At 40.1% G+C, this 13,127-nt stretch carries 10 protein-coding genes; 6 read left to right on the forward strand and 4 right to left on the reverse strand.

Annotated features, from left to right (window positions below; all coding sequences use genetic code 11):
- Positions 1–5: 5 nt before the first annotated feature.
- Positions 6–560, reverse strand: coding sequence for a thioredoxin family protein (locus A9970_RS10305; protein WP_182982215.1), 555 nt, complete (start codon positions 558–560; stop codon positions 6–8).
- 227 nt (positions 561–787) lie between these two features.
- On the opposite strand from A9970_RS10305, the gene A9970_RS10310 reads away from it, so the two are divergent.
- The 3 genes from A9970_RS10310 (at position 788) to dnaK (ending at position 6,389) form a co-directional block, all read left to right on the forward strand.
- On the forward strand, positions 788–3,475 hold the full coding sequence (locus A9970_RS10310) for a TonB-dependent receptor (protein WP_182330662.1): 2,688 nt from the start codon (positions 788–790) through the stop codon (positions 3,473–3,475).
- Positions 3,468–4,352 (forward strand): GLPGLI family protein, encoded by an 885-nt coding sequence (locus A9970_RS10315; RefSeq protein WP_182982216.1) that lies wholly within the window; start codon positions 3,468–3,470, stop codon positions 4,350–4,352. Before A9970_RS10310 ends, A9970_RS10315 begins: the two co-directional genes overlap by 8 nt.
- 132 nt (positions 4,353–4,484) lie before the next feature.
- Positions 4,485–6,389: a molecular chaperone DnaK gene (gene dnaK, locus A9970_RS10320; protein ID WP_153844330.1), complete on the forward strand. Its 1,905-nt coding sequence runs from the start codon at positions 4,485–4,487 to the stop codon at positions 6,387–6,389.
- 109 nt (positions 6,390–6,498) lie between these two features.
- Here dnaK and A9970_RS10325 read toward each other — a convergent pair whose 3' ends face one another.
- The 3 genes from A9970_RS10325 to A9970_RS10335 form a co-directional block, all read right to left on the reverse strand.
- Positions 6,499–7,182 carry a TIGR02117 family protein gene (locus A9970_RS10325; protein ID WP_182982217.1) on the reverse strand — a complete coding sequence of 228 codons (684 nt, stop codon included), beginning with the start codon at positions 7,180–7,182 and terminating at the stop codon, positions 6,499–6,501.
- 98 nt (positions 7,183–7,280) lie between these two features.
- Entirely contained in the window at positions 7,281–8,192 is a 912-nt protein-coding gene (locus tag A9970_RS10330) for a sugar phosphate nucleotidyltransferase (RefSeq protein WP_120335075.1), read from the reverse strand.
- 134 nt (positions 8,193–8,326) lie between these two features.
- The gene (locus A9970_RS10335) at positions 8,327–9,868 is read right to left on the reverse strand and encodes a helicase HerA-like domain-containing protein (protein WP_182982218.1); all 1,542 of its coding nucleotides are present in this window, start codon (positions 9,866–9,868) and stop codon (positions 8,327–8,329) included.
- A gap of 168 nt (positions 9,869–10,036) precedes the next feature.
- On the opposite strand from A9970_RS10335, the gene A9970_RS10340 reads away from it, so the two are divergent.
- The 3 genes from A9970_RS10340 (at position 10,037) to A9970_RS10350 (ending at position 13,016) form a co-directional block, all read left to right on the forward strand.
- Positions 10,037–10,372, forward strand: coding sequence for a hypothetical protein (locus A9970_RS10340; protein ID WP_228280107.1), 336 nt, complete (start codon positions 10,037–10,039; stop codon positions 10,370–10,372).
- A 247-nt stretch (positions 10,373–10,619) separates the two neighbouring features.
- Positions 10,620–12,161 (forward strand): SulP family inorganic anion transporter, encoded by a 1,542-nt coding sequence (locus A9970_RS10345; RefSeq protein WP_182982219.1) that lies wholly within the window; start codon positions 10,620–10,622, stop codon positions 12,159–12,161.
- Between the two features lie 207 nt (positions 12,162–12,368).
- Positions 12,369–13,016 (forward strand): carbonic anhydrase, encoded by a 648-nt coding sequence (locus tag A9970_RS10350; protein WP_182982220.1) that lies wholly within the window; start codon positions 12,369–12,371, stop codon positions 13,014–13,016.
- The last annotated feature ends 111 nt before the right edge of the window (positions 13,017–13,127 follow it).

The following is a 13,127-nucleotide window of genomic DNA, read 5'->3' on the forward strand; positions in this document are numbered from 1 at the left end:
TTTTCTTATTTTTCTAGCAAAGCCTGGATTTCCTTTTGGATTTCGGTTCCTTTATCGGCATTGTACCACTTTTGAATCTCCTCTTTGATTTCGGAGAAATCTGCCCCTTGCGCTTTCATATTCAAAAACAGCTCCTGGCAGGCTTGCGGTCTTGGACCCCAGACAGCCAAATCCTGTCCCTGTTCATTACGTATCACCAGAATTGGAATAGATTTACCTCCGTTGGTTAAATAAGAATCGATCAGAAACGGAGCGCTGTCACGCAGTTGGATATCCACCGTGATATTGGGATTTTTGGAGGCCATCTTCGCCAACATAGGCACCGAATGCGCTGCATCCCCGCACCAAGGTTCAGTAATAATAATCCATTGTTGCTTTTCAGTAATTGACTCCACAAACTGTTCAAAAGTCGACGTTGGTTCAAAGCGTTTTAACCAACGGCCCATTCTTGTCCAGTTCATTTTTGTGTACTGATAATATTCATCATCTTGATAGGCTGGGTGATTCTCAGGATGATTTAAGATATCTTCGAATTGTTGTAAGTAATTTTCAAACGTCATAATACCAATTTTGTGCAAAGGTAAATTTTACTTCTAACTTTCTCAAAAAACCTTCCGCCAACAATCTGTATTGAATGCAATAAAAAAAATGATGCTCAAAAAGTACATGTACAGCAAGAAAAAATGTGATTTCCTCTACCTTATATACCAAAGATTTTACATTCAGAAGAGATGTTTTACATTTATTAACGATTAAGTAAATTATATTTGAAAGATACAACCCGTACATGAAAAGATTAGTTCAATTAATACTTTTACTATTTATCGTCATCAACAGTGCTTACTCCCAAATAAACATCAAGGGGAGGATTCTAGACAAGGCGGATGACAAGCCCCTGACCAATGCTTCCATTATTTTACTGAACCGCGATTCAGTCCTCCGTTATTTTAACCGAGCCAATGAAGAGGGAAAATTCCAGGTCAAAAATATCAAACCCGGGAGCTATATTATTTTGGCCACGTACCCCAAGTTTGAACTATATAGTGATACGATCCAAATTGCAGACAAAGATCTCGATTTGCATGATATCAAAATAAATTCCCAAAGAAATGTTTTGCAGGAGGTGATTGTCACCCGACGTCTTCCAATTACACTGAAAGGCGACACCATCGAATATGATGCGGCGAGTTTTGCAACAGAAAAGAATGCGAAGTTAGAAGATTTACTACGCCGTCTACCCGGTTTTACGGTTACGGGAGACGGAAGTATCACTGCTCAAGGGAAATCAGTACAGAAGGTTTTTATTGATGGGGAAGAATTTTTTGGTTATGATCCTAAAATAGCCATTCGAAATGTACGGGCAGATGCCGTTGACAAGGTGCAGCTCTATGAGAAAAAATCGGAGGAAGCTGAGCTGTCAGGTATCGATGATGGCGTAAGAATTCAGACAGTTAATGTTGTACTCAAAGAGAAAGCAAGAAAGGGTGTCTTTGGAAACATGGAAGCATTGGCTGGATCAAAAGAATTGTATGCGGGAAATCTCTTTGCGGCCAAATTTAATAAGACTGAGCGGATTGGCATCACCGCGAGTCACAACAACATGGGTAGTTCAAGCGGTCGTGAAGGCTCTCTACGGATGAACAACCAAATTACGGGCGCACCACTGAACACCAACCTTGGTGCCAATTATGAAAATCAGTTCTTCAAAAAAGCCCTAAAAGTCAATGCCAACTATGGTTACGACAACAACAGCAACAGGAACCACTCGGAGACTTACAATAAGAATGTACTACCAGACGAGTCCATTCAGGAAAAAAACAGCAAAAACGATAATGAAAGGCATAGTCGAAGCAATGGTTTAAGGTCAACCCTTAACATGCGACTGGATTCCACGCAAACTATGGAACTTCAATCCAATGCCAATTGGGCCAACAATTCTAATCTAACCTATACAGACAGCAAAACGGGCGACGGATCAGGTAATCCGATCAGCGACTTTAGGGAGAACAATCAATCCAATTCTTCAAGCTCCAACAATAATTTCCGTTTAAATTATAGAAAACGATTAAAAGCGGGTCGTTCTGTAAACCTAATGGTCGGGAATAACCATAAAGAGTCAAATTCAGACAGCAAAGTCTATTCGCGAACCTATTTCTACAAAACAGGAGATAGCACAATTATTGACCAAGACCGGCACGGACGGAATAGCGGAAATGACTTCAACTCGTCAATTAACTTCAATAACCGAATCAGCGATTACATTAATTTGGCGCTAGGTTATAGCTTTAATCATTCGAAGAATACGAACACACAAAATTCGACAGACAATATCACGCAAAAGTTTGATTCACTGTATTCTCAAAATCAGATTGACAATAACACCAATCAAGGTGTTAATATTAACTTTTCTTATCGTAAAGAAAAGCTGGAAATCAATTTTTCAAACCGTACGTTCTACAAGAATCAAAAGTTAAATGATAGTTACAGATCAATCGATCTCGCCCGGAATTTTTGGGACAACAATTTAAACGTTGATGCGAATTATCGCCTTTCAAATAGCAAAAATATACGTTTAGCTTATCAAAGTTCGAATATCATCCCCTCCTTCGATCAGCTACAACCACTGCAACCTCAGACCAATCCTTTGTTTCAACAAGTTGGTAATCCGGACCTAAAACGCGCGGTGAACAATAATATTTCGGCCAATTATAATGCTTTCAGTTTATTGAAAGGAACCAATATCAATATCAACGGAAACTTATCTTTCGTAAATAATCCGATTGTCAACAAAACAACCATACTGGACAACTCTGCCCAGATCAGTACTTATGAAAATCTATCCGGTAAATCCAACTGGAATGGCGGTCTGAATATCAACCATATGCAGCCCTTGGCCAATCGTCGTATCAATTTTAACAAAAGTGCAAACGTTAGATTTAACAACAGCTATAGCTACACCAAATTTGAAGGCGGACAATCCGGCGGCGAGTTTCTGCTGAACAATGCAAAGAATACCAACTTTAGCCTAGGTTCAAGCTTAAATGAGCAAGATTCAGAAGGATTCGATTTCGACCTTTCTGCAAACGCAGGCTTTAATATCCAGCAAAACTCGATCAACACACAATACAATGCAACAAGTTTTCAAGGTGGGACCTCAGCCTATGTCAAATACTTTCTACCGAAGAAGTTTAATATCATGGCCAACATCTTCTATAGCTATACAGGACCTACGAAACTTTATAAGAAATCAATCAATCAATTTTATACCAATATCGAATTGGAGAAAAAAGTACTGAAAGATGAGAGCATGACACTCAGTGTAAAGGCCTTTGACCTCTTCAATACGTTTAACAACACACGCCGTAATGCGAGTGATACCAACTACTCCGAATCCGTTCAACAGGTATTGACACAGTATTTCTTGGTCGGTGTAAAATGGGATTTTAACAAATATCTAGGGAAAGGAAATGATTAAAAAAATATATTTAACCGTAATCATCTGCTGTTTGTGTGGCTTATCGCTTCAGGCGCAATACGCCTATTTTGGAAGTAGGGGTACCATTAGTTTTGACAAAGTCACCTACACAAAAGCACGCATACGGCAGATGTCCAACGACATGAGCTCGAAAGGGATGGACAGAGGTATGGGAATGGTCGAATATCTTGACAAGGTACCGGATTCACATACAGAAAAATTAAACTTCTACTTTGATGAGAATTCTACCGTGTTGATGCCCGAGGAAAGCCAGGGTACCGAAAAACAACGTGCTGAAGTAAAAATGGCTGCACCTACCATAACTTCGGCCAATGGCAGAGGGGGCAGATCTCAGGGCGCGGCCCGAATCGGAGGAAACCAAAGAGGACAATTTAGAGGTGGTGCCAACAAGAATGGCAAAGTCCTCTACCAGGATCTGAAAGGTGGTACAGCGGACATCCAGCTTGACATCGACGAAAAATACATTCTTTCGGAAACATTGGACAGCATCACTTGGCGTTTCACGGAGGAGTTCCGCAATATTGCTGGTGTAAACTGCCGTAGAGTCAACGGTGCCACCAAAGACTCACTTTATCTAATTGCTTACTATTCGGAAGAAATCCCAGTATCAGCAGGACCAGCCTTGAGTCATGGCCTCCCGGGAATGATATTGGGTCTTGTCATCCCAGAAATGCACATTCAATATTGGGCTACAAATATCGCCTATACCAATAAACTTGTTCCTTCTGATTGGCGGGATAAGAAATCAAAAAAAATGAAACTTGCCGAATTCTCGGAAATCTTTGGCAGATATATGCCACGCAATCGCCAAAACGAGTCAGCAAAAAAAAGGATATTAGAGCAACTGGTGTATTGAAAATGTCAGTTTGGCAGTACCTAAAGACAAATTGATGACAAATAGTGTTTTTTTTACAAAACTTTTGGATTGGCATAAGGGTTGATAATAGACTGATAGAATTTATTTAAGTAAAAAATTAAAACACAAGATATGTCTAAAATTATAGGAATTGACTTAGGTACTACAAACTCATGTGTTGCCGTAATGGAAGGTAACGAGCCTGTAGTAATTACGAACAACGAAGGTAAACGTACAACTCCTTCGATCGTAGCTTTCGTAGAAGGTGGCGAGCGCAAAGTTGGGGATCCAGCAAAGCGTCAAGCAATTACTAACCCGCATAAAACTATTTATTCCATCAAGCGTTTTATGGGACTTTCATACGATGAAGCTGTGAAAGAAGCTGAACACGTACCTTATAATATCGTTAAAGGTGACAACAATACACCTCGTGTAGAAATTGATGACCGCAAATATACACCACAAGAGATCTCTGCAATGATTCTTCAAAAAATGAAGAAAACAGCTGAGGATTTCTTAGGTCAAGAAGTAACTGAAGCTGTTATTACAGTTCCTGCATATTTCAACGACGCACAACGTCAAGCAACAAAAGAAGCTGGTGAAATCGCTGGTTTATCTGTAAAACGTATCATCAACGAGCCTACAGCAGCAGCTTTAGCTTACGGTTTGGACAAAGCACACAAAGACATGAAAATTGCTGTGTTTGACTGTGGTGGTGGTACACATGACGTTTCCGTATTGGAATTAGGTGACGGTGTATTTGAAGTTAAATCTACTGACGGTGACACACACTTAGGTGGTGATGACTTTGATAACGTAATCATCAACTGGTTGAACGAAGAATTCAAAAGTGAAAACAATGGCTTTGACTTGAAAAAAGATCCAATGGCATTGCAACGTTTGAAAGAAGCTGCTGAGAAAGCGAAAATTGAATTATCAAGCGCAACTTCTACTGAAATCAACTTGCCATATATCACTGCTGATGCAACTGGTCCAAAACACTTAGTTCGTTCATTATCACGCGCTAAATTTGAGGCTTTGGCAGCTGACTTGATCAAGAGAACAATTGCTCCTTGTGAGTCTGCATTGAAAAATGCTGGTTTCAGCAAATCTGATATTGACGAAATTATCTTAGTAGGTGGTTCTACTCGTATCCCTGCAATCGTTGAAGCTGTAAAAGCATTCTTCGGAAAAGAACCTTCTAAAGGTGTAAACCCGGATGAAGTTGTAGCTTTAGGTGCTGCTATCCAAGGTGGTGTATTGACAGGTGAAGTAAAAGACGTTTTATTATTGGATGTTACTCCACTTTCATTAGGTATTGAAACAATGGGTGGTGTGATGACTAAATTGATCGAAGCAAATACAACAATTCCAACTAAAAAATCGGAAACGTTCTCTACTGCTTCAGACAATCAGCCATCTGTAGAAATTCACATCTTACAAGGTGAGCGTCCTATGGCAACCCAAAACCGTACAATCGGCCGTTTCCATTTGAATGACATTCCACCAGCTCCTCGTGGCGTTCCTCAAATCGAAGTTACTTTTGATATTGATGCGAATGGTATCATCAAAGTATCTGCGAAAGATAAAGCTACTGGAAAAGAACAAAATATCCGTATCGAAGCATCTTCAGGTTTGTCTGACGACGAAATCAAACGCATGAAAGAAGAAGCTGAAGCAAATGCTGATGCTGACAAAAAAATGAAAGAAGAAGCTGACAAAGTAAATGCAGCCGACGCTTTAATCTTCTCAACTGAAAAACAATTGAAAGAATATGGCGATAAAATTTCAGCAGATAAAAAAGCGCCAATTGAAGCTGGCTTAACAAAATTAAAAGCTGCTTACGAAGCGAAAAACTTTGCTGATATCGACGCTGCTTCCGAAGAATTGCAAAATGCTTGGAATGCTGCCTCTGAAGAAATGTATGCTGCTTCTCAAGGTGGTGCACAACAACCTCAAGGTGATGCAGGTCAAGCTCAAGGTGGAAACCAAGGTGGTGATGATGTAACTGACGTAGATTACGAAGAAGTGAAGTAATCACTCCTCCTCATAAAAAAAGCTCCGGGATTAACCTGGAGCTTTTTTTTGTCTATCATTTTCACTACCTCACTTCACATTCAGCGAGATCCTGCTTATGGATTTCTAGCTACTTCTTATGCTTATAGTGACTTAATATTCCTTTGTCCAATGTCGCCCATATACCTGCTGGCATAGCCGCCTTCTTTAAGGCATTATTTGTCCAGGTATTGCAGGAATAAAACATGCTATAGGCTCCTTTTGCTTCATAAAAAGCGTCTGAGTCACCATACTGTGCATCTGTTTTCACCAAAATAGTTTCCGCTTGATTTCGATCCAACGAATCTTCTATGTACTTTATCAGATCCCGGTATTGGGATCTACTGATTTGATAAGCAAAACATAACTCATCCTGTTGAACCGAATTGTAATAGGTCACATGAATGGCAGACTCCCCCAATCCAAAGGCAGCAACAAAAGCCGTCGATGCTTTTAGATCCTTCCATTCTGGTGTATCCAAATAGAATCCTTTATCACCCCAACCGATACCCACATACCGATATCTGCTATGTTTCCCAACTGTATTCCCATAAGGAAATAGTTGCGACCAATCCATATCTTCGTTAACGACAGGCAATACAATATCGGTATGAATACCATTGGATTGAACAAAAACCTGAATCGTCTTCTCTTCGTCTATATTCTTCTTTGGAGCCGAAATTCTTGACAGACTGTATTCAGCAACAATATAGAGCACACAAAAAGACAACAATCCTAAAATAATATAACCAAACACCTTAAGAATTTTTTTCATCTAAGATCTATTTCCGCTCAATTAATCTAGCGCACAGGTAAAAAAAAACCTGTATTGCTTGACAATACAGGTTCAATATAAGCTATTTCTTTTAGCTCTTAAAATAACTTTTCAGGATATATTCCATCAGCTACTAATTTCGAAATCGATTCTTGTACGATAGGTTTATCTTCTTTATAAGTTACGCCAAACCATTTCGAAGAAGTTGGGATCACTTTAAAATCAGCCAACTTATGTTTCACCATATAATCCGGTACGGAAGGAATGAAAAATTCTGCTTTTAAATTCTCCTTATTTTCCTCAACAAATGCAGGGAACATCGCCTGCGCCACTTCGAAAATCTTTGGTGTAAAACCCCAAAAATTCATCGAAACGCGGGTTTTTGGATCTAGGTCTGTTTCAACACCATTTTCTTCATAAACGATTTTACGATCGTCACCTTCACCTTTGTAGTATATATTTGTACGTTCAGTTACACTTTCCATGTGACCAGAAGGAGTAACCTCACATACTCCGCGTGAAACATAACCATAATCAGACATGGTATTTCCAACCTGGAAGCCCATCAATGACATTTGCTCATCAGAGACTTCGGTTGTTAAGAATTGGGCCATTTTTTGAAAAGAATCCGAGCCATAGAAATCGTCTGCATTGATTACACAAAAAGGTTCATGCACTTTATCCTTAGCGCTCATCACCGCATGGGCAGTACCCCAAGGTTTAGTTCTTTCGATAACGTGGTTAACACCGAATTTCGTTAGGTCAAAATCTTGAAAAGCGTAATCTACTTCTATTTTACCTTTCAATTTTTCATCAAACACCGATTTCATCTTTTCCAGAAATTCTTCCCGGATAATGAATACAACTTTTCCAAATCCTGCGCGAATGGCATCGTAAATTGAATAGTCAATAATTGTCTCGCCGTGTGGGCCAAAACCGTCTACTTGTTTTAAAGAACCATACCGGCTAGCCATTCCTGCTGCCAAAATCAAAAGGGTTGGTTTACTCATATTTAAATTGCGTTAATAGAATTTTCTTTTCGTCCGCAAACTTAGCTAAATTTGCCCTTAAAAGCAAATCTAGCTAAGTTCAGCTCCACCTTCAAAGGTATAGTATTGAAACGAAAAGAATCAAAAAATTATTGTTATTTCTTTTTTAAGAATGCGTTTAATAAACCCGTCGCTAATTTACCCAAAAACTTAACGCCTTCCCGTGCTAAAGTCGTTGTCGCAGTTCGTTGTGCAGCCTCCAAAGGCGTCTGTCTTCTGGAAGAAGGCCGACTTGCCTTCTCTGCTTCTTTTTCCTGTGCCGCACGTTGTTGTTCCTGCTCCGCTGCTTGCATTCTTTCATCTATGATTTCAGCTGCAGAACGATTTTCTTGTCGCTCCTGGTATTTAGCTTTCAAATCAGACTGATTGATAATCTGGTTGATTGTTGCATCAGCTGCAGGCCCCATCACGGCACGTGCCGGCACCAAATGCGTAGCAACAACCTCTGTAGGAATACCTTTGTCATTCAATACGGTAATCAATGCCTGTCCCGTCCCCAAAGCGGTCAACACCTGATCAATTTCATAAAAATCAGATTTTGGATACGTTTTAACTGTCTTCTTTAAGTTTTCAGCATCATTGGGTGTAAAGGCACGCAATGCATGCTGTACCCGATTTCCCAATTGCGCCAATACAGACTCCGGCACATCGGTTGGAGACTGTGTACAGAAGAAAACACCAATCCCCTTCGAACGGATAAGACGAATAATCTGATCCACCTGTGTCAAAAAGGCTTTAGGAGCTCCGTTGAACAGCAGATGGGCTTCATCAAAGAAAAAGACCAGCTTCGGTTTATCCAGGTCGCCAACTTCGGGCATATTTTTAAACAATTGTGCCAACAAACTCAATAAGAATGTAGAATACAGTATGGGCTGATCCTGCACATCGGAAATATTCAACAGGCCAATCACGCCCCTACCATCTACTTTTTGAAACAAATCGTTGATATCAAACTCTTTCTCGCCAAAGATATGAGCCAAACCTTGCTGCTCCAGGGCGACGATCTTACGCAGGATAGTTCCTGAGCTGGCGGAACTAATCTTACCATAATCGCTTTTGATTTCTTCGCTACCGGGTCCTTCTGAAAGGTAGCTTAGCAGTTTTTTAGTATCTGAAAAATCGATCAATGGCATTTGATGATCTTGCGCATATTTAAACATCGCGGCCAATACCCCTGTTTGTGTTTCATTGAGCTCCAGGATCCGGCCCAGCAAGACCGGTCCGAAATCTTCTACGGTAATCCGCATAGGAATCCCCTTATTGCCAGAAAGTGAATACAGTTCAACGGGAAACGACGACGGCTCAAACGGCACCCCCACAGCGTTTCCCCGATCAATAAGGGCCTGATTGGTGACACCTGGTTCTGCTAAGCCTGATAAATCGCCTTTGACATCCAGCATAAATACAGGTACAGAGGCATCCGACAACTGTTCGGCAATCAATTGTAGCGTACGCGTTTTACCGGTTCCGGTGGCCCCGGCAATAAGTCCGTGACGGTTCATCATTTTCAAGGCTAAATTCACTTTCGCTTCAGCCAAAATTTCACCATTGAGCATTCCCGCTCCCAGATAGATAAATGCTCCTTTGGGATTATAGGAGGCCTGGACCTTCTCAATAAATTGTTCTTTATTTGCCATATGAAAGGCTTAATATTTATAAATCAAAAAAAATTGAAAACTTTTCAAAAAATAATCTCTTCGTCACAATTTCGTGCCAAATTTTATTTTTAGTGCACTATTAATTTGAATTTAACATAGAATTACTATTTTTACGATGTAAAACAGTAAGATTAAAGGTAATAAAAAATGTTAAATAAGAGATTTAGATTTGTGGCAGCATTCCTTTGTGCTATCATCTTTTTCACAAAGATGGCCATTTCTATTTCGCCTATTTTTTCCAACAGCTTAGATCAAAGCACCATCTTACAAGTCGTTTTACAACTGGAAATCGAAAACAATAACGGTGCAAGTAACGATACACTTGAAACCGCCTCAAAATTTTTCAATACAAAAACAGAAGAACCTATTGTATTTGAAACCATTACCGTTGAGAACCAAGGAAAACAGAAGAATTATCTTAAAAATGAGAAAAGCATTTTAGCTTTCCATCCTACGGTTCCAACACCGCCTCCTAACTGTTAATACAGGCATCCCTGAGTTAGGGATGTATTTCCATCGACCCGCATGCAAAAGATAAAGCATGTGCGGTATCCTTGATTTTTCTGAAGTAACCTTATCTGCTTTAGCTTGGTTGAATCTTATCGCGTTGAGCTTTCTCAGCAAGACGCTTTGTCAATGCTATTGAAGGTCATATGATATAATGATACAAAGCTACAGCTAGCTAAAGGTTGCCTGATGAAAACTTTATTTATAGATAAACACAAATTTTATGTTTGGAACTCGTACGTCGGCTTTTCTGAAACTATCGAAAAGAGACTTAAAATATGACTTCCCTGCTAGTGTTGTGGTGTTTTTGGTGGCACTTCCATTATGTTTGGGAATTGCAATGGCCTCTGGTGCGCCATTGTTTGCAGGATTATTGACTGGTGTAATTGGTGGAATCGTTGTCGCTTCAATCAGTAAATCACCACTCAGTGTAAGTGGGCCAGCTGCTGGCCTTACCGTTATTGTCTTAGGTGCTATTCAGAGCCTAGGTGCATATGAAACCTTTCTACTTGCCGTCGTGATCGCTGGTGTAGTACAGATCATTCTTGGCATATTAAAAGCCGGGATGATCGGCAATTATTTCCCTTCAGCGGTCATTGTAGGTATGCTTGCTGCGATCGGTATCACAATTATCATGAAGCAGATTCCTTTGGCATTGGGCTTAGTGGAAACACATGCCTTCGAAATGGACAATGGACATGGTATTGGCGCCTATTTTGATACGATCGCCTCTGCGATCAACTTTGGGGCATTAATCATCTGTGCACTATCATTGGCAATCCTAATCTTCTGGCCATCTATTCCAAAGCTTAATAAGATTCCGGCCCCATTGGTTGTCGTGATTCTGGGCGTAAGCTTAGCTTATTTTTTCAACGGCTCAGCGTTCCAATTGCATGACAAACAATTTGTTTTGGTCCCTATTGTAGGTTCTTTTGCGGAACTCACAGGATTATTTACCCTACCGGACTTCACACAGATTGTCAACAAAGAGGTGTGGATAGCTGCATTTACGATTGCAATTATTGCAAGCCTAGAAACCTTATTGAGCATCGAGGCGGTTGATAAAATAGACCCTTACAAAAGAAATACGCCAACCAACCGTGAACTCGTTGCACAAGGAATCGGTAACATGACCAGCGGACTTCTAGGTGGTCTACCCTTAACATCCGTTATCGTACGCTCATCAGCAAACGTCAATGCAGGTGGAAAAACGAGACAGTCCGCTATCATGCATGGCATGTGGCTATTGGTCGCTATGCTCGCTATCCCAACAATGCTGAATATGATTCCTTTGGCATGTCTTGCAGCTATCCTTCTCCATACAGGGTACAAATTGGCTAAACCAAGTCTATTCACCTCGATGTACAAAAAGGGCTTAGATCAATTTATTCCATTTTTTGTCACCATAGTAGCGATCGTGTTTACCGATCTTCTTATGGGTGTAGGAATAGGTATTGTCGTGGCGACATTCTATATTTTGAGAGCAAATATGAAAAATGCTTTCAAATATAATATTGAAAAAGACAATGAAGAAGATAAGGCTGTCATTACATTAGCGGAGGAAGTATCCTTTTTGAACAAGGTTCCGATCCAACAGAAATTATACAGCTTACCAAAATCTATCAGTAAGATCCGCATCGATGGAACATTCAGTAAATTTATAGACAAGGATGTCATCGAAGTCATAAAAGATTTTGAACAGAACGCGAGAAGTAAGGGAAAAGACATCGAGCTTTTGCAGGTTGTCTATAAAAAACCCTCATAGGCACTGGCTTTCGACATATATCGTGGGCGATTACCTTCCATCGTTCTACCGGCAACCCTTGGTTGAAACAGGAGGAAGGATTATTGAATATCAAGAACAGATTTTCAATAAAAAATAAGTTGTTTGACGTAAACAATGAATTTAGACATTTGTATTATTATAATAAAATCGAACAATGCCTTTGGGCAAGAGTGAAATAAGAAGAATATGGAAAATAAAGATTTAAAAATAGGATTTGACAATATCATTAAGGGAAATAAAGAGTGGATGGAATTCGTAAAGAGTGACGCTACGGGACGCTTCCAACAACTTGCTAAAGGTCAAAATCCGGAAATTCTTTGGATCGGTTGTGCAGATAGCCGTGTACCCGCAAATGAATTGACAGGTACAAAGCCGGGGGAGGTTTTCGTTCACCGTAATATTGCCAACATGGTCATTCACTCGGATATGAGTATGCTTTCCGTATTAGACTATGCCGTGAATGTGCTGAAAGTAAAACATGTGATTATCGCTGGTCACTATGGCTGCGGTGGTGTTGCGGCTTCTTTAAGCCGTAAGCAGTATGGTATTATCGACAACTGGTTGGGCCATATCAAGGATGTCTATCGCTTACATAGCGCAGAGATCGATGCGATCCAGGAACATGATAAAAAAGTAAATCGCTTAATCGAGCTCAACGTACAAGAACAGGTTTTCAACCTTTGTGCGACGTCGATTATCCAAAACGCATGGAAAGAGCGTAATGATCTTGCAGTACATGGAATGATTATCAATATCGGCACGGGAGAATTGATCGATCAACACTGTACCTTTACCAATAATGATGAGCTAGGTGAAGTCTTCGCTTATAAATAGAGTAGTAATAACAATCGGTAAAAAGGGACGAAGTTTCGTCCCTTTTTTATTTCATATCCCAACGTTATTAAGTCTCTCCATTCCAACAGATACAGCTGGCATATTCAACCA

Source organism: Sphingobacterium sp. UME9 (assembly GCF_014170215.1).
Taxonomy (GTDB): Bacteria; Bacteroidota; Bacteroidia; order Sphingobacteriales; family Sphingobacteriaceae; genus Sphingobacterium; species Sphingobacterium paramultivorum.